This window comes from Salinicola halimionae (assembly GCF_003206065.1).
Classification (GTDB): Bacteria; Pseudomonadota; Gammaproteobacteria; order Pseudomonadales; family Halomonadaceae; genus Salinicola; species Salinicola halimionae.
Genome location: NZ_PZJQ01000004.1, coordinates 216,735 through 234,619, shown reverse-complemented (window position 1 = coordinate 234,619; position 17,885 = coordinate 216,735). Strand labels below are relative to the sequence as shown.

General features: G+C 61.1%; 16 protein-coding genes. 6 read left to right on the top strand and 10 right to left on the bottom strand.

The features are described from left to right. Window positions 1-288, top strand: a complete 288-nt coding sequence (locus tag DOM27_RS07030; protein ID WP_110655342.1) for a DUF1330 domain-containing protein — start codon at window positions 1-3, stop codon at window positions 286-288. Window positions 289-440: 152 nt separating this feature from the next. Here the strand turns inward: DOM27_RS07030 and DOM27_RS07025 are convergent, their stop codons facing one another. Next, window positions 441-2,153, bottom strand: a complete 1,713-nt coding sequence (locus DOM27_RS07025) for a thiamine pyrophosphate-dependent enzyme (protein WP_110655341.1) — start codon at window positions 2,151-2,153, stop codon at window positions 441-443. Window positions 2,154-2,457: 304 nt separating this feature from the next. Here DOM27_RS07025 and DOM27_RS07020 point away from each other — a divergent pair, with 304 nt between their 5' ends. Beyond that, window positions 2,458-3,123 (top strand): glutathione S-transferase family protein, encoded by a 666-nt coding sequence (locus tag DOM27_RS07020; protein WP_110655340.1) that lies wholly within the window; start codon window positions 2,458-2,460, stop codon window positions 3,121-3,123. Between the two features lie 160 nt (window positions 3,124-3,283). Here the strand turns inward: DOM27_RS07020 and DOM27_RS07015 are convergent, their stop codons facing one another. The 3 genes from DOM27_RS07015 to DOM27_RS07005 form a co-directional block, all read right to left on the bottom strand. Next, window positions 3,284-4,420 carry a lactonase family protein gene (locus DOM27_RS07015; protein ID WP_110655339.1) on the bottom strand — a complete coding sequence of 379 codons (1,137 nt, stop codon included), beginning with the start codon at window positions 4,418-4,420 and terminating at the stop codon, window positions 3,284-3,286. 133 nt (window positions 4,421-4,553) lie between these two features. Beyond that, a complete protein-coding gene (locus DOM27_RS07010) occupies window positions 4,554-5,981 on the bottom strand; it encodes an amidase (protein ID WP_223162302.1) in 1,428 nt (475 codons plus the stop codon). 109 nt (window positions 5,982-6,090) lie between these two features. Next, the gene (locus tag DOM27_RS07005; protein ID WP_110655338.1) at window positions 6,091-6,411 is read right to left on the bottom strand and encodes a YrhK family protein; all 321 of its coding nucleotides are present in this window, start codon (window positions 6,409-6,411) and stop codon (window positions 6,091-6,093) included. Window positions 6,412-6,614: 203 nt separating this feature from the next. Here DOM27_RS07005 and zwf point away from each other — a divergent pair, with 203 nt between their 5' ends. From zwf to DOM27_RS06990, 3 genes are all read left to right on the top strand, one after another. Further along, on the top strand, window positions 6,615-8,201 hold the full coding sequence (zwf, locus tag DOM27_RS07000) for a glucose-6-phosphate dehydrogenase (RefSeq protein ID WP_245392624.1): 1,587 nt from the start codon (window positions 6,615-6,617) through the stop codon (window positions 8,199-8,201). Between the two features lie 370 nt (window positions 8,202-8,571). Continuing rightward, the gene (locus tag DOM27_RS06995) at window positions 8,572-9,324 is read left to right on the top strand and encodes a DeoR/GlpR family DNA-binding transcription regulator (RefSeq protein ID WP_110655336.1); all 753 of its coding nucleotides are present in this window, start codon (window positions 8,572-8,574) and stop codon (window positions 9,322-9,324) included. Beyond that, window positions 9,317-10,498, top strand: a complete 1,182-nt coding sequence (locus DOM27_RS06990) for an MFS transporter (RefSeq protein WP_110655335.1) — start codon at window positions 9,317-9,319, stop codon at window positions 10,496-10,498. The genes DOM27_RS06995 and DOM27_RS06990 overlap by 8 nt, the downstream gene beginning before the upstream one ends. A gap of 29 nt (window positions 10,499-10,527) precedes the next feature. On the opposite strand, the gene DOM27_RS06985 is transcribed toward DOM27_RS06990, so the two are convergent. The 4 genes from DOM27_RS06985 to DOM27_RS06970 form a co-directional block, all read right to left on the bottom strand. Beyond that, window positions 10,528-11,475, bottom strand: coding sequence for a cyclodeaminase (locus tag DOM27_RS06985; protein WP_110655334.1), 948 nt, complete (start codon window positions 11,473-11,475; stop codon window positions 10,528-10,530). Window positions 11,476-11,526: 51 nt separating this feature from the next. Continuing rightward, complete coding sequence (gene eutB, locus DOM27_RS06980) at window positions 11,527-12,513, bottom strand: hydroxyectoine utilization dehydratase EutB (protein ID WP_110655333.1); 987 nt, start codon at window positions 12,511-12,513, stop codon at window positions 11,527-11,529. A gap of 112 nt (window positions 12,514-12,625) precedes the next feature. After that, window positions 12,626-14,026 (bottom strand): aminotransferase, encoded by a 1,401-nt coding sequence (locus tag DOM27_RS06975; RefSeq protein WP_110655332.1) that lies wholly within the window; start codon window positions 14,024-14,026, stop codon window positions 12,626-12,628. 109 nt (window positions 14,027-14,135) lie between these two features. After that, window positions 14,136-15,599 (bottom strand): NAD-dependent succinate-semialdehyde dehydrogenase, encoded by a 1,464-nt coding sequence (locus DOM27_RS06970; protein ID WP_110655331.1) that lies wholly within the window; start codon window positions 15,597-15,599, stop codon window positions 14,136-14,138. A gap of 268 nt (window positions 15,600-15,867) precedes the next feature. Between DOM27_RS06970 and DOM27_RS06965 the strand changes: the two genes are divergently transcribed. Then, entirely contained in the window at window positions 15,868-16,269 is a 402-nt protein-coding gene (locus DOM27_RS06965) for a VOC family protein (protein ID WP_110655330.1), read from the top strand. Here the strand turns inward: DOM27_RS06965 and DOM27_RS06960 are convergent. Continuing rightward, on the bottom strand, window positions 16,266-16,739 hold the full coding sequence (locus tag DOM27_RS06960) for an Lrp/AsnC family transcriptional regulator (RefSeq protein ID WP_110655329.1): 474 nt from the start codon (window positions 16,737-16,739) through the stop codon (window positions 16,266-16,268). The genes DOM27_RS06965 and DOM27_RS06960 overlap by 4 nt on opposite strands. Next, window positions 16,736-17,866 (bottom strand): N(2)-acetyl-L-2,4-diaminobutanoate deacetylase DoeB, encoded by a 1,131-nt coding sequence (doeB, locus tag DOM27_RS06955; RefSeq protein ID WP_110655328.1) that lies wholly within the window; start codon window positions 17,864-17,866, stop codon window positions 16,736-16,738. Before doeB ends, DOM27_RS06960 begins: the two co-directional genes overlap by 4 nt. Window positions 17,867-17,885: the final 19 nt, after the last annotated feature.

The following is a 17,885-nucleotide window of genomic DNA, read 5'->3' as shown; positions in this document are numbered from 1 at the left end:
ATGAGCACTTACGTGATCTTCATCAAGGACGCCACTCTCGATAGCGCGGAGATGGCGATCTACGCCGACAAGGCCAGCAAGGCGAGGGGCGAGAATCCTCCCAAGCCGCTGGTATCCTATGGCGATATCACCACACTGGAAGGCCCCGAAGCCGAGGGCGCCGTGGTGCTGGAGTTTCCCGACCGGCAGGCCGCGCTGGCGTGGTATGAAAGCCCGGCCTATCAGGAGGCCAAGCAGCATCGTCTTAAAGGCGCCGACTACCGTGTCATGCTGGTGGAAGGGGTTTAACGGCTAGCGATTGCCGGTAGAAATTCCAGTGCAAAGGGGGCGGCAAGTGACAATGCCGCCCCCTTTATTGTGCAGCCTCTCCGGTATGGATCGACAACCTCCGGCCGCCATCGATGCCACCGCACGCTCGGCAGAAAAAGCCGCCGGACCGTCTACTTCCAGAAATTGCTCTTCACCAGATCGACCACGTCACTCATCCGCCCGTTGAGTACGGCCTTGCCGGAATAGAGCGCGGTGGACGTCACCTGACCCGGTTCGATCTTGGGTGGCATTACCAGCTCCATGCGGTTGACCTTGACATCGAGAATGGCCGGGCCGGGATGAGCCAACCACTCGGCGATGGCGTGCTTGAGCTCGTGTTCCTGCTCGACCCGCCGCCCCCACAGGCCAATCGATTGCGCCAGCAGGCCGAAATCGGGGTTCTCGAGATCGGTGTAGCTATCCAGCAGGCCATCCACCTTCTGTTCCAGCTCGACGAAACCCAGCGAGCTATTGTTGAAGACGACGATTTTGAGCGGAATCTTCTCCTGCTTCAGGGTCAGCAGGTCGCCCATCAACATGGTCATGCCGCCGTCGCCGCACATCGCAATGACCTGACGTTCGGGAAAAGCCTTCTGAATGCCTATCGCCTGTGGATAGGCGTTGGCCATGGTGCCATGGACAAGACTCGACAGCGTGCGACGCTTTCCGTTGGCGCGGATATGACGCAGCATCCAGACCATGGGGCTGCCGCCATCGGCGGTAAAGAAGGCATCGTCGTGGGCGGCTTCGTCCAGCGCCAGCGTCAGTTCCTGCGGGTGAATCAGGCCATCGTCGTCAGACTCGTGAGCGTCGCGCTCCAGCGCCTTGTGGTAGCTCTTGCGGCAACGCTCCAGCCATTTCGTATCGGGCTGCTCGTCGACGATCTGGGCCAGCGCGGCACAGGTATCGCGCACGCTGCCGAGCAGTCCGATATCGACCGGATGACGCTTGCCGATCTGCTGCGGATCGATATCGACCTGAATGATCGTCGCTTTCTCGGGATAGAACTGTGTCCAGGCGAAGTTGCAGCCGAGCAGCAGCAAGGTGTCGCATTCGGCCACAGCATGATAGCCGCCGGCCAGCCCGAAAACCCCGGTCATGCCGACCTCGAAGGGGTTGTCCGGTTCGATGAAATCCTTGGCACGTGAAGTCCACGCCACCGGCGCGTTGAGCTTGGCCGCCAGCACCATCACCTCGTTACGCGCGTGCTCGCAGCCGGACCCGGCGAAAATCGAGATCTTGCCGCCGGCGTTGAGCGCCTTGATCGCCGGCACCAGCTCCTCGGCGCTCGGTCGCGTGACCGGGTTGAAGCGATGGGTGCGATACGGCAGATCCTGGCTGGGCTTCTGAGTGAACAGATCGCCATGCACGATCAGCACCGCGACGCCGTTCTTGGCCAGTGCCGCCTGGGCCGCCAGGGCCGTCATCCGGCGCACCTGATCGGGATTGACGATCCGTTCGCAGAAGACGCTGCACTGTTCGTAGATCGGCTTGGGATCGACGTCCTGCGGGAATCCGATTCCGGTATCGGCGGTGCCCACCTGAGAGGCAATTAGCACGACCGGCGAGCCGCTGCGATGAGCTTCGAACAGCCCGTTGACGAAATGCAGAGTACCCGGACCACAAGTGCCGGCACACAGCGCAAGCTCCCGGGTCATGTAGGCTTCGCCACCGGCAGCAAAACCACCGACCTCCTCGTGGCGCACATGCACCCACTCGAGCTCGCTGCGTCGAATGGCATCGGTGAAGTGATTGATGGTATCGCCGACCACACCATAGCAGCGCTTGGCGCCAGCATTGGAAAGCGTTTCGACGATGATTTCGGCGACGTTCTGATGACTCATGTTGCGACTCCTGTCACGGCCGGAAGGCGCTGCCGAAGCACCGCTGCGCTACCTTCGGCGACGCCGGCCGTGTTGGCCCGATGAACTGGGCGATGAAAAGACAAACAGATGGACCACCGCGCCTGATTGCGCGGCGTCCTGTTCAAGCGTAGTCGGCGATCGGAATTTCGTCTGACGCGTCGAAGGCCTGAAGCGTCGAGGGAACACGGCTCGAATCGCCAAAGTCGTAGCGGCCGTTCTTCGAGACATGGCCTATTACTGAACATCCAGACAATAGATGTAGAGCCATCACCAGGGGAACATCATGTTGGGGAGCCGTATTCGAGTCAGCGCGTTTCGCTGGGTGCCCGATTTCGCCCGCGGCAAGGTTCGGGACTTGCGTGTCCGTTGGGCGTTGGAAGAGGCCGGCCTGCCCTACGAGACAGAGGCTATCGACTTCGTCGAGAAACGCAGCCCGAATTACCTGTGTCGACAGCCCTTCGGGCAAGTTCCCCTGATGGAGGTGGATGGCGAAGCCATGTTCGAGTCCGGCGCCATCGTGCTCAAGATCGCAGAGCAGTACGAGCCGTTGCTATCCCGTGCTTCCCGACAGCGCGACCAGACACTGAGCTGGCTATTCGCCAGCCTCAGCAGCGTCGAACCCGCCATCATGACATTGGCCGAGCTGGATTTCTTCGTCGAGGACGAGACGGTCAAGGCGCGTCATCGCAGTTTCGTGCTGGGCAACGTCGTCCGTCGGCTGGATGATCTGGAGCGTGCGCTGGGCGACCGAAGCTATCTGGTCGACGAATTCAGCGTCGCGGATCTGATGATGACCACGGTCCTGCGCATCCTCGATCATACCGCGTTACTCGCAGAGCGCCCCACGCTCGCTAGCTATGTACAACGATGCACCACACGGCCAGCCTTCAAGCGCGCCCTGCAAGCTCAATTGCGCGTATTCGACGAGAACGCGCCAGTTTCCGAATGAGGAGAGACAACAGGAGATGATGCGATGATAAGCCCCCAAGGCACGAGAATCTGAGCGAAACGAGAAGCTTCATTCAACGAGACACGTGCAAATCAGCGTTCCTCTCCGGCTCAAAAGCCATTGGCAAATGAACCGGAGAACGACTGTGGCAAGTCATCGCTCAAACGTCGTCAAACGTCACGATCTCGACCCAGTTGGCGTTTTTACCGGTTGGCGCGGTGTCCACTCGGGTCAGCTCACCCGTCTGCGGTGCAATCCGGTAGAGCCCCACCTCATCGTCGAGCTGTCCCGTGACCACGATGAAAGCGCCACTATCGTCGATCTGAAACCCTCGCGGCTGCGTTTCCACATCGGTCGTGCGCAGGAAGGTCAACTTGCCGTCCTGTGGGTCGGCCTGAAAGGTACTGATCCGGCTACCGGTGCGCTCGCTGGTGTAGACGAAGCGACCATCGGGCGTCACGTGAATGTCCGCTGCCCACACGCGCGGCGTGTTGTCGCCCTCGGGGATGGTTTCCTGAGCCATGCCGCGCATCAGCTTGAATGACGCGGGGACTCCCGAAGCCGTGCCCAGCGCTGTCAGCTTGCCGCTTTGATCATCATAGGCGTAAGTGGTGACATCCCCGGAAAACTCACCCAGTACGTAGACATATTGACCGTCGGGAGAAAAGACAAAATGTCTCGGTCCGGTTTGCGACGGCGTTTTAGCGGCGCTCGGTGTCAAGGGTACGAGGGCGCCACTCTCGGCGTCGAAACGAAACTGGGCGATCTGGTCATCACCCAGATTGGTGACATAGGCGAAGCGGCCATCGGGCGACGCGTGCATGGCGTGAGCATGATGACCCGTTGCCACCGTTTGCCGAGCATCACCAACGATGCCAGCATCATCGATCGGACTGACGCTGACGACATCATCGCTGTAGGAAGCGCCAAACAAATAGCTCCCGCTGGGATCGACATCGATATTCGCCATGCTGACAGGCAACGTGCCGCTCCCCTGCTCGGTGAGCACGCCGCTCGCGGAATCGAGACGATACGTCACGACACGATAGGGCTCGCTGCGTATCGCGGCGTACAGATGATGCTGATCGGGACTCAACGCCATGGGCATGACATTCCCCCCAGCCGCCGTCGTCACCAGCGGCTGGAGCGTACCCCGGTCACGGTCGAGCGTGTAGCTGGTGATCGTGCCGTCGTCGGCATTGGAGACATAAACGTAAGTGGCGGCTTGGGCCGAGGCTACGTGAGTCGAGAGCAGCATCCCGGTCATCAGACCGGCAAAAGCCATGCGTGAAGTCATCGGATTTCCGTTCGCGTTGAATGAGTCGGTTACGCCATTCAAGCGACTTTGTCATACAAACCCCATTCATCTTTGGTCGCGCATGTGCTTATTCAGGCTTCTCGACACGAGACATCGATCCAGGGTATCGCCATTAGACTCTCTCCGCCGGATCAGGCATCCGCGGGAACCGTGGCGGGTGCGCTTTCATATAGGCATGACAGGCGCGCAGAACGCGTACGTCGTCATGCTTGCCACCGGCCAATTGGAACCCCACTGGCAGACCGGCCTCGGTGAAGCCACAGGGCACGGAAGCCGCCGGCTGCTGACTCAGATTGAAAGGATAGGAAAACGGCGCCCACTCTTCCCAGTCGCGCATGTCGCGGCCCGGTGGCACTTCATGGCCGGCCTCGAACGGCCCGATCGGCACAGTCGGCGTCATCAACAGATGATACTTCTGGTTGAATCGCTCCAGGCACTCGGTGAAATTGGCCCTGCGGCCGAGAGCCTGAAACAGATCGAGTGCGCTCCATTGCTGCGCATTACGCGCGTTGGCAACCAGCCCGGGGTCGAGCTGTTGACGCTGCTTTTCGCTGCACTTCGACCAGAAATCCAGCGATGCGGTGAACCAGAGCTTCTGGAAAATATCGATCGGCGACTCGAAGCCCGGATGAATCTCTTCGACCTCGGCGCCCAACTGCTCGAGGTTACGGGCGGCTTCGCGCACGCGGGTGGCGACCTGCTCGTCGACCTCGGCATAGCCCAGTGTCGGCGAATAGGCGATACGCAGCCCGCGTAAATCACGATCGAGATCGGCCCCCCAATCCGCAGGCTGGCCACGAGTGGCGTAGGGGTCGCGATAATCGTAGCGTCCGATCACGTTGAGCATGCGTACGGCATCGTCGACGCTACGTGTCAGTGGCCCGATATGAGACAGTGACGGCTCGGTAGCCGGTGGCCATTGGGGCGTCCAGCCATAGGTCGGCTTGAACCCGAAAACGCCGGTGAATGAGGCGGGAATGCGGATCGAGCCACCGGAATCGCCACCCTGGTGTAGTACGCCCATATTGAGCGCGGCAGCGGCAGCAGCGCCGCCGGAGGATCCTCCCGGTGTCAGCCGGGTATCCCAGGGATTGTAGGTCGCCCCGAACACCCGGTTGTCGGTCACTGCCTTCCAGCCGAACTCGGGCGTATTGGTCTTGCCCAGAATCACGGCACCTGCTTCCCGGAGCATCCGGGCCGGGGGGCAGTCCTCTTCACACAACGCCTCCGACGAGGTCAGCGAACCGCCACGCGCCGGCATGCCGGCCACTTCGGCAAGGTCCTTCATCGACACGGGAATACCATCGATGGCGCTCAGCTGCTTGCCTTGACCCCAGCGGCGTGCCGACGCTTTGGCAGCCTTTTCGGCGCCCTCGTGATCCACATGAACATAAGCATTCACGGCATCGTTGAAACGATCGATACGGCCTAGCGCCGCCCGTGTTGCCTCGAGCGGAGATGCCTCACCGGACCGATATAATCGCTCGAGCTTTCCGGCGTCCATGTTTCCAAGATCAGCCCCCAGATCGGTATTGCTCACAATCCCTCCACGTCCTGTGCTACACGATTTTTGTCACGCTCAAGCCTAGTCGGCGATTCAGCGGCGGCGCAACGTCGATATCGGGAGCGGCTTTACGCCATCGGGCGCTTCAAAAGTCGTGCTCGGCTGCACTCGGTGCCGGGGAATCGGCATTCATACGTTGCAGATGCAGCCGGCGAACCAGGCGAATGACCGGTCGAATCAGCATCTCGACGCTGCCGATCACGAACAGCCAAGTCCCGGCATAGGCCAGGGAATCATAGAAAAAGAAGATACTGCCGATGACGAACCAGACACCGATCAGGATATCGTTGGCAATACTCAATATTTCGTAGCGTTGACGAATGACGAGCTCGTCACGGCCAAAATGAAGCGTCAACGACTCGTTGCCGGCAGACGTCTCGGCAGGCTGTCGGGAAATACGACTCATGATCACGCGACTCCGTTAAAACTGGAAGACAAGTCGGAGCAGTCTGGCTCAGCCCGCCGGGACGCGCAAAGAAGATGCTGCTGGGAATCGTCGAACCAGGAATCGTCGAATCATATTCACTGGCTCCCCGACAGATTGTCTTCCATGATGGGTTCAGACGAGACGACCTGCTCCTGGCAACCCACATGACGAGGTGAGAGTCCGTGCCCCATTCGACGCAAGCGCAACATGAGCGGACACCCGCTGCCGACAACACCACGATGTTCATTTTTGGCGCCGGCGGAGATCTGGTGAAGCGGCTATTGATCCCTTCACTCTATAACCTGGACCGGGATCGACTGATCGACCTTGAAATGCAAATCGTCGGAATCGATCTCGCCGAGCATGACGACGACGGATTTCGCACGCATCTCAAGCAGTTCATCGCCGACAAGGCCGCAGATAATCACTCGGAAGGTCGTGGCAATACGCTGGACGAATCTCGCTGGGCCGAGTTCGAGAAACGGCTCCATTATCTGCAGGGTGACTTCACCGATGAAGCCATTTATCACGAGATCAAAGAAGCCATTGTCTCTTCTGGTAGTGATAATGCGATCTTCTATTGTGCAACGTCTTCCCGGTTCTTTAGTGACATCGCCAAACAACTAGGCCAGGCCGGATTATTGACCGAGCAGGGCGGGAATTATCGACGGGTCATCGTCGAGAAACCTTTCGGACATGACCTCGAATCGGCACAGGCATTGAATGCGAACCTGCTAGAGGTCATGAAAGAAGACCAGATCTATCGGATCGATCATTTCCTGGGCAAGGAGACGGTTCAGAACATCCTCGTTGCCCGCTTTGCCAACGTGCTGTTCGAGCCATTCTGGAATAACCACTACATCGATCACATTCAGATCACCGCAGCGGAAACCGTGGGCGTCGAGGAGCGTGCGGCTTTCTATGACAAAGCTGGCGCCATGCGCGACATGGTCCCCAATCACCTGTTCCAGCTACTCGCCATGGTTGCCATCGAACCGCCGGCCGCTTTTGCCGCCGACGCCTTGCGCAGCGAAAAATCCAAGGTGTTGGGTGCCATTCGCCCCTGGACGACCGAGGAAGCCGCTCATCATTCCGCCCGTGGCAGGTACGAAGCCGGGCAAATGGATGATCGGCAGGTACCGGGCTATCTCGAGGAGCACGGCGTCGATGCCGACAGCCAGACCGAAACTTTCGTCGCCATGAAAGTGATGGTCGACAACTGGCGCTGGGTCGGCGTGCCGTTCTACCTGCGCACCGGCAAACGCATGAGCGCGCGGGATACCGAGATCGCGATCTGCTTCAAACCGGCACCTTATGCCCAGTTTCGCAACACCGATGTGGAACGGATGGCGTCCAACTGGCTGATCATCCAGATCCAGCCCAACGAAGGAATGTGGTTCGATTTCCAGGCCAAGCGGCCCGGGCCCGAGCTAGAAATGGACACCGTCAAGATGGGGTTCGCTTACAAGGACTTCTTCGACCTGCCTGCCGTCACCGGCTACGAAACATTGATCTACGACTGCCTGACCGGCGATCAAATGCTGTTCCAGCGCGCCGATACCATCGAAAACGGCTGGCGTGCCGTGCAGCCTTTCCTGAAAGCCTGGTCCCAGGAATCCAGCGCCGAGGAGCCAGGGATCGAAGGTTATGCCGCCGGTACCGACGGCCCCGACAGCGCCCACGAGTTGATTCAGCGCGACGGCCGGCTATGGCACAAGGTCGGCGAGCCCACCGGGCCCGGCGTCGCGCCGGTGCCGAGTGGCCGGTGAGGCATTACCAAACCCTGCATCATCTCTAGACATCCTCAGGAGCACTCCATTGAACGTGGAGTGCTCTTCTTTTTTCTAATCCTTCTCGCCCACTCCCACGCCGCCTGGCTCATCCCCGGGCTCAACGCGTTAGCGTCACTGATTCGTGTCAATCTGACCGCATTGAGGCTTCTCTCGAAAGAGCCCCGTGAATATCGTTAGCCTCACGTCACCTCGAGCAGAAGCTGTGGATTCGGCAACCCATGCACTAACGTGCAACAAAGCGCATAAAATTGCACGCAAAATGCAATATAATGCATTCTGCGTGCATGAAAACGTACGGGCCTGAAGCAAAGCGCTTCAGGGTAGCGTTCCCTAGCAGAGAGTCCCCATGTTCAACGTGCCTGAAACTCGTCAGCAACGTCTGCTCGATATGCTTGCCAGCGGTGATCCGTTGGTCGCGCAGGAACTCGCCGAGGCGTTCGGCGTCTCGTTAGACACCATCCGTCGCGACATCATCGCGCTGGAGCAGCTGGGCAAGGCGCATCGCGTCCGCGGTGGCGCCGTGCCCACCGCACCGATATCGCCGGCCCTGCCGTATCGTGTCGTCCCTCCGACGTCGGCCATGGACGCGATCATCAGACGCGCCCTCAGAGAGATCGATGACATCAAGACGCTATGGCTCGATGGAGGAACCAGTGTGCTTGCGTTGGCCGAGAAACTGCCAGCTATCCCTGGGCGACTGGTCATGACCCCCTCCCCCTGGATTGCGGTGGCATGTCAGAAAAACGGGGTAGAGGTGTACATGCTGGGAGGCGCGCTGAGCCCGAGCGGAGGTATCAACGTTGGTGAGACTGCCGTACTGACTGCTTCGACCACCTACGCGGATCTCGCCGTGCTAGGTGTCTGCGGCATCGACAGTGAATTCGGCCTCAGCGCCGACAACCTGCAGGAAGCACAGCTCAAACGCGCCATGGCAGAGGCCGCCGAGAGCACTATGGCACTGGCGTCACGAGACAAAATCGGCAGACGCGCGCGTCATCGGGCGCTCGAATCACAGTCGCTGGACTATCTGGTGACTGACGCCACCGAGGCCGAGGTAGCCGCCTTCGACCACCCAAAACTGGAAATCTTGCATGCCTAGCGTCAAGAAGACCTGGATCGCCGTCGCCGCAATGTTTGTCTTGAACGGAGGACTGTTCGGCACCTGGGCGTCACGCATCCCCACGGTAGTCGAACGCCATGCCCTCGATGGCGGCCAGCTGGGGCTGCTTCTGTTGACCCTGGCCGCCGGGGCCATCGCCTCGTTTCCGCTAGCCGGACGGGCCTCGGATACTTTCGGCGCGGCGCGTGCGACGCTCGTCATCGCACTGGCTTACACAATCGCGTTGATCCTGATCGCCTGCGCGCCCAACGTCTGGCTGACCGGCGTGGCCTTGTGTCTGTTCGGCGCCGGCCATGGAGGCATGGACGTCACCATGAACAGCTGGGCCGGCGAGGCCGAAAGACATATCGCCAAACCGGTCATGTCCACGTTTCACGCCATGTGGAGCCTGGGTGCCGGCGTCGGGGCGGTGGGCGGCTACCTGGCGACAACATTCGAACTTGGTCTGATGGCGCATTTCGCGCTGGTCGGCATCGCGTTCTGGGCTCTGACCACTTGGCTCGCCGCGATCGGCTGGCCATCAGAGACTCGCAAGCCGATCAAGGGAGCCAGGCGCTTTCCGCTGCCCCATGGCGCTCTTTTCTGGATCGGTCTCGTCGCGATGTGCGCCGCTCTCGGAGAAGGCGCCATCGCCGACTGGAGCGCGCTGTTTCTGGTCAGCGTCACCTCGGCGACTCAGGCTCAGGGGGCGCTGGGTTACGCGGTGTTTTCGGCGGCAATGGTCGTCATGCGCTTGTTCGGAGCGAGCGTCATCACTCGCCTGGGGGAAGTTCGTGTCGCCCGGCTCGCCGGTTGTTCGGCCGCAGCTGGCGTTCTGCTGGCAGTCATTCCCGCCAGCTTTACGACGGCGTTGGCGGGCTTCGTGTTGCTCGGGCTGGGCTACGCGCTGATCATGCCGCTGGCCTTTTCACGCGCCGCCAACGACCCGCATACTCCGCCAGGTGTGGCCATCGCGAGCGTCGCTACCCTCGGCTACGGTGGGATCCTGATCGGCCCGCCGCTGATCGGCTTCACGGCGCACTTCATCACGCTGCACTACGCCTTCGCCCTGCTCGGCGTTCTGGCACTGGTGATCGTCGTCAAGGCCTCGGCGCTGAAACCGGCTCCTCGAACTAGCCTCGAGAAAGCACCGGAAGACTCACCCCAATCTTAAACAACCCATGATTCCAGCGGTGCTGGCGTTCACTTCATCAGCCGGCCCAGCGCAAAACCGGCAATCGCGGTGTCCTGCACGCCGGTGCCGGTGAGGTCGCAGACGGTGATCTGGGAAGCCGCGCTACGCAGGCTCTTGCCGCTGGCGATCACGCGGCCCAGCTCGTTGACGGCAAACGGCGGTTCGTGGCCGGCGTAGGCCTTGAGCTCACCATTGTTCTCGCTCTGCGCCCGGGTATCGACGACGTAGTGATCGGCTCGCTCCATCACCGAGGTATCCAGCTCGCGCTTATCGGGGCTATCCGAGCCCATCGCGGTGACATGAACGCCCTCGCGTAGGTGCTCGCCGCTCAGCAACGGTTCCCGCGAAGGCGTGGTGGTGACGATGATGTCCGCTTCGCGGCAGGCCTCGCCGATATCGGTATGGACCGCTACGGTCAGGCCGTAGGTTTCCTGCATTCGCGCCGCGTAGGCCTCGGCTTTGGCAACGTCCCGCGCCCACACGTCGAGGGTGTCGATATCGCGTACCAGCTTGAGCGCGGCGACCTGGAGTTCCGCCTGCAGCCCGGCACCCAGAACCGTCACGCGACGGCTATTCGCACGCGAGAGATGCTTGGCAGCGATGGCGCCGGCCAGCGCGGTGCGAATATCGGTGAGATAGCCTTCGTCGAACAGCACCGCCTCGACCAGCCCGGTCTTTGCCGAAAAAACGATCATCAGGCCGTTGAGACTCGGCAGGCCCAATTTCGGGTTATCAAAGAAACCCGGGCTGACCTTGATCGCGAATCGCGAGTTGCCCTTGATATGGGCGGTCTTGACGTCGACCTCGCCGTTGGCCTCCTCGATCGCCATCGACAGAATCGGCGGCTGCACCACGTTGCCTTCGCCCAGCGCACGAAAGCCTGACTCGACGGCTTCGAGAGCAGCGTGATCGAGACTGACGACGTCCTGAATCTGTTGTCGGTTATAGAGTTCCACCGGGGTAGCTCCTGAGTCCGTTCATTTGAATTCGTAGCATCATTCGGGCGATCAGCGCTCTGGATAGTCGAGCATGGCGCGAGCACGCATCAGGGTTGCGGCGTCGACGCCATTACCCGAGACGATCAGCGCGACCTTTTCGCCCCGAATATCGATGGTGTGCTCGTCGATGGCGGCCAGCCCGACCACGGCGGCGCCCTCCACCAGCATCTTTTCCTGCTCGAAGAAGTGCAGCATGGCGCGGGCAATCGCCGTTTCCGACACCTGGTAATGGTCGTCCATCACCTCGCGCACCAGCTCGAAGGTGCAGCGGTTGTGAAGCCCAATGCCTCCACCCAGAGAGTCGGCAAAGGTTGCCTCTTCTTCGACGTCGACCGGGTGGCCAGCGGCCAGGCTTTCGATCATCGCCGCACCCTCCTGCATGCTGACGCCGGAGACGTGGATCCCCGGGTTGATGCCCTTGAGCGCGCGGCCGACCCCGCCGAGCAGACCGCCACCGGAGAGGCCAATCAGCACACGGTCGAGATCGGGGACGTCTTCCATCAGCTCGAGCCCGATGGTGCCTTGCCCCGCCGCAATCAACGGATCGTCGAAGGGTTCGATCAGCGCCATGCCCTCCTCGTCGACGAGACGCCGCGCCTCGATGAAAGCATCGTCCTGAGAACGACCGATCACGCGGGCTTCCGCGCCCAGTGCCTCGATAGCGGCCACCTTGTTGGCCGGTACCAGCTCGGAGAGGCAGACGATCGCGCGAGCGCCGAGACGCTTCGCGGCCCAGGCCACCGCGCGGCCGTGATTGCCTGTGGAGGCCGTGGTCACGCCACGTTCGAGCTGTTCTGGCGACAGCGACGCGATCTTGTTGAGCGCGCCTCTTAGCTTGAACGCGCCGCTCGGCTGCATGGTTTCGAGCTTGAGGTAGACTTCGGCATCGAAGCGCGCCGACAGATTCTGCGACAGCAACAGCGGCGTACGTGCTGCCTGTCCGGCGATGCGCTGACGGGCCAGGTAGACGTCGTGAAGCGTGACAGGGTCGGACATGCAAACTCCCAGATCGATAGACGAACGCGGCAGGATGGAATGCTCCACCCTGCCGCAGGTTCGCGGCGTCATCAAGACGCCGTAACGTGGCTTATCTGCGTAGCTTGCCTCTTTACCCGCTCAGCTTGCCTTCGCGCGTCAGCTCATCGGTCACCTTGTCGATGGCACGCTTGGCCCGCGCGATCACTTCATCGACCTGGCCACGATCGATCACCAGCGGCGGCGCAAAGCCGAGAATGTCACCGTTAGGCATGGCGCGGGCGATCAGGTTCTCTTCCATCGCCGCGGCCGCGACCCGGGCACCGACCTTGAGCGAAGGATCGAACGGCGTGTACTCACCCTTGGTTGGCGCGAATTCCAGCGCGGCCATCAAGCCCTCGCCACGCACGTCGCCGACCAGCGGGTGCTCGCCGAAGGTCTTCTTGAGCTGGGCATTGAAGTAGGCACCGGTCTCGGCAGCGTTACCCACCAGATTTTCGCGCTCGATGATATCCAGGTTGGCCATGGCGGCAGCGGCACCCAACGGATGGCCGGAATAGGTCCAGCCGTGGCCGATCGGGCCGTATTCGCCGGTGCCATCTTCCAGCGCCTTCCACACCCGTTCGCCGACGATTACGCCGGAAAGCGGCTGATACGCGCTGGTCAGTCCCTTGGCGATGGTGACCAGATCCGGCTTGATGCCGTAGTGCTGAAAGCCGAAATCGCTGCCCAGCCGGCCAAAACCGCTGACGACCTCGTCGGCGATCAGCAGGATATCGTGACGCTTGAGCACGGCCTGAATCGCGTCCCAGTAGCCTGCCGGCGGCGGAATGATGCCGCCAGTACCCAGCACCGGCTCGCCGATGAAGGCGCCGATGGTTTCCGGCCCCTCGCGCTGAATCAGCGCCTCGAGCTGCTCGGCGCAGTAGGCGGAGAACTCCCGCTCGCTCATATCGCCCCGTTCCCGGCGATAGTAGTAAGGGGCTTTGGTATGTAGCACGCCATCGATGGGAAGGTCGAAATGCTGATGGAACGCGGGCAAGCCGGTCAGCGAGCCTGCAGCGATGCTGGAGCCGTGGTAGCCGCGCTGACGCGCGATGATCTTTTTCTTCTTCGGCTGTCCGGTGACGTTGTGGTAGTAGCGCACCAACTTGATCTGGGTCTCGTTGGCGTCGCTACCGGAAAGTCCGTAATAGACCTTGTTCAAACCATTGCCGGCGAGCTTGGCGATGCGCTCGGAAAGCGCGATCAGCGGCTCGTTGGAGTGGCCGACATAGGTATGGTAATACGCCAGTTCCTTGGCCTGGGCATAGATCGCCTCGGCGATTTCGGTGCGCCCGTAACCGATGTTGACGCAATAGAGCCCGGCAAAGGCGTCGATCATCTCGCGGCCGTCGCGATCGACGATGGAGATCCCCTTGCCACCAGTGATGACGCGTCCCGGCGCATCGCCGTGGGCGTAGTCGCGCAGATGAGTGGACGCATGGAAAACGTGGCGGCGATCGTTGTCGATCAGGGTACGGGTATCGGTCATAACCTTTCCTTCCCAAAATGAAACGCCGCCTGTTGTGGGCAGCGTTTCAGGCGGCGGGCGCAGCGATCGGAGTGATCCTTGTGTCATACCCGCTATAAAATCGATCAATCTAAGAGTTGCTGGCAGAGGGCATATTGCCGAGACAGTAATACTTGGTGTCGAGATATTCATCGAGTCCGGCAGCCCCGCCTTCGCGGCCGAGCCCCGACTGCTTGACGCCACCGAACGGAATCGGCGCGCCGGTCATCTTGACGCTGTTGACGCTGACCATGCCGTACTCGAGCCCGCGCATCAGCTTCCAGATACGCCGCACGTCGTTTGTATAGACGTAGGCGGCCAGACCGTACTCGGTGTCGTTGGCGAGCCTAAGGACTTCGTCGTCATCGTCGAACGCACAGACACCGGCGACCGGAGAAAAGGTCTCCTCGCGGAACACGCGCATCTCCGGCGTGATGTCCGCCAGCAACGTCGGCATGAAGAAGTTCTCGCCGGGCGCCTGGTCCTCTCCCCCCAGCTGGCGCGCGCCCTTGCTGACGCCGTCCTCGACGAATCCCTTGGCCATGTCGACCGCGCGCTTGTGAATCAGCGGGCCGATATCGTTTCCCTCCAGGCCGTTGCCGACCTTGAGCGCCTGCATGTGTACCAGGAAACGCTCGATGAAGGCGTCGTAGATACCGCGCTGAACGAAGATGCGGTTGGCGGCGAGACAATCCTGCCCGGCGGTCTGGAACTTGGCGGCGACCGCTTCTTTCGCCGCGGCATCCGGGTCCATGTCGTCGCAGACGATGAACGGCGCGTTACCGCCCAGCTCCAACGACATGCGTTTGACGCTGGAGGAGCTCTGACGCATCAGCAGCTTGCCGACACGAGTCGAGCCGGTGAACGAGATGTTGCGGATGCGGTTGTCGTTGCATAGCACTTCGGAAACGGTCGCCGGATCGCCGGTGACGACGTTGAACACGCCCGCCGGGATACCGGCCCGCTCGGCCAGTTCGGCCAGTGCCAGCGCGGAATAAGGCGTCTCGTTGGCCGGCTTAACGATCACCGTGCAGCCGGCAGCCAGTGCCGCCCCTGCCTTGCGGGTGATCATCGCCAGCGGAAAGTTCCACGGCGTGAACATCGCCGAAACGCCGACCGGTTCCTTGATCGTACCCAGCGCCGCGTTGGGAATATGGCTGGGGATGGTCATGCCATAGGCGCGCTTGGCCTCCTCGGCGAACCATTGAATGAAACTGGCACCGTAGTCGACCTCACCACGCGAGTCGTCGAGCGGCTTGCCCTGCTCGTAGGTCATCAGCAGCGCCAGATCTTCCTTGTGCTCGTGCAGCAGGCGATACCAGGTGTATAGCTTTTCGGCGCGCTCATGGACGTTGATCGCCCGCCATTCGGCGAAAGCGTTCTCGGCCGCGGTCACCGTGTCGGTGATCTGCGCCGCTTCCAGCAGCGCGCAATGCCCCAGGACTTCGCCCGTGGCAGGATCGACGACCGCCTCTTCGCGGCCCTCGCTGCCGTGAGTCCATTTGCCATCGATATAGGCGTACTGCCGAAAAAGTCGGGGATCGTTGAGTTTCATATCGCCTCCTGCTTGGGTCTGGACAACAAAGGCTGTCGGCGGTGAGCAGAACGTAGTGCCTATCCTGCGAGTACGATCATGGTATCGAGTCGGCGGCAGAAAACTTTTCGTCTCGATCGCTTTGCGGCACGCTTTCTTTCGAAAGGCCGCTCAGGAGTTGCGGTTTTTTTGGTATTCGAGCGTCGCGATCGAAAGCCTGGTTATTGGATAGTCGATTGAACAAACATTGCCGCTCCATGCTGGACGGCGAGTCAGCTGGGAGAAACTGATGACACCGCGCTTCAAGCAGATAGATCACATACACGTTCATGTTCTCGACAGAGCGACCGCCGAAAAGTGGTACGCCGACACGCTCGGCTTAAAGCGACTTACCGAATTCGAGCAGTGGGCCACTGCGGATGGCCCATTGATGATTGCAGACGATGAGCGAGCTGTTTGTCTCTCGCTTTTCGAGCGCCCGGCCAGCGACAGGCACGCCACGATCGCATTCGGCGTCGATGCTGCGGAATTCATTGCTTGGAAAGAGCATCTCGAGAAATATTTGGAACGACCACCGAAACTCGAAGACCACGAATTATCGTGGTCTCTCTACTTTAAGGACCCGGATGGCAACCCTTTCGAGATCACTTCATATGACTGCGGAAGGCTCAAACACCATCTAATGAGCTAGTCAGGTATTGAAGGTAGTAACGGCGGCCCTTCGCGCTTGACCGTCTTGGTGACGATGTAAGTGAAGTAGCGCTCGATGCCGAGATCAGAAACGAGCCAGGCATCGATCAGGCGCTGATAGGCGTCGATGCTGTCGGCAGCGATCTTGACCAGATAATCCACGCCGCCGCCGACCGCGACGCATTCGGCAACGACAGGCTCATCGCGCATGGCGCTCTCGAAACGCTGAAAGCTTTCGGCATTGTGCTGCTTGAGCTCGATCTGCACCCATACCGGCGTGCGTTTGACGATGGCGTCGGGATTGATGCGGGCGCTGTAGCCTTCGATGACCCCGGCTTTCTCCAGCCGCTTGACCCGCTCCCAGCAGGGGCTGACGGAAAGACTGATCGCCTCCGCCAGCCGCGACTTGGTGATCCGGCCGTCGCGGCTGAGGATCTCCAGAATCTTGAGGTCGTAGCGATCAAGCTTCATTCGACCAGCTTCGGGGCCGATGAACGAGCTTCGGCCGGCTTCGGGGCCGATGAATGAACTGCGGCCGGCTTCGGGGCCGATAAAGATTGCGCGCGCTCCAGCGACTCGACCACTTCCGCGACCACAGCGATGGTATCGCCCATCCCGACCTTGGCCGGGAACCGCCGAGCGATCAGCACTCCATCACGCTGGGCACGATATTCGACCGGTTCGGCCCCGGTGCGACTCATGTCGTAGACCCGCGCCAGCACGTCGCCCTGCTCGACCATTTCCCCCAGCGATACCGTCAACTCCAGCAGACCGGAATGCTCGCTCTGGACGTAGCAACTGGCATCCGGCATATCGACGTAGATCATGGGTTCGGTCGGCTTTTCTAACTCGCCTTCGACCAAGCCCGTTTTCAGCAAACCATAGTGCACCAGGAAGTTGCGCACGCCGCGCTCGGTCAGCGCCAGACTCTGTGGCGTCGAGGTGCCGCCCCCGCCGAGCTCGGTAGTGACGAAGGTCTTGCCCTGAGACTCGACCGCGGTGTCGTAAAGCTTGGTGGCGTCGAGCTCGAACATCATCATCGCGTAAGGCGCGCCGAAGGCCACCGCACCGGCGAGGCTGGCACTCTCCTGAGCGAGATCGTCGAGCCGGTGCGCCGCGGCGAACGGCACGATGTCCAGCGTGCGACCGCCGGAGTGCAGATCCAGCGCCACGTCGCACATCGGTACCAGCACCCGAGTGAAATAGTCGGCGATCTGCGAGGTCACGCCGCCGTTGGGATCGCCGGGAAAGCTGCGGTTCAGATTACCGCCGTCCAGCGGCGAGGTTCGTTTGCCAGCCTCCGCCGCCGGTGTGTTCATCATCGGCACGATGATCACGCGGCCCCGCACGTCTTCTGCCTTGAGCGTGCTGGCGAGCTTGAGCAGCGAGGTAATGCCTTCGTACTCGTCGCCGTGATTGCCGCCGGTCAAGAGAGCCGTCGGCCCTTCGCCGTTGGCGACCACGGTAATCGGGATCATCACCGCGCCCCACGCGGAGGTGTCGATGGAGATCGGCAGCTTGAGAAAACCGTGCTGAACGCCTTGGGCGTCGAAGTCGACGGTGGCGCTGATCGGGCTGGGACGCTGAGATGCAGACATGCGCAGGCTCCAAAGTGGA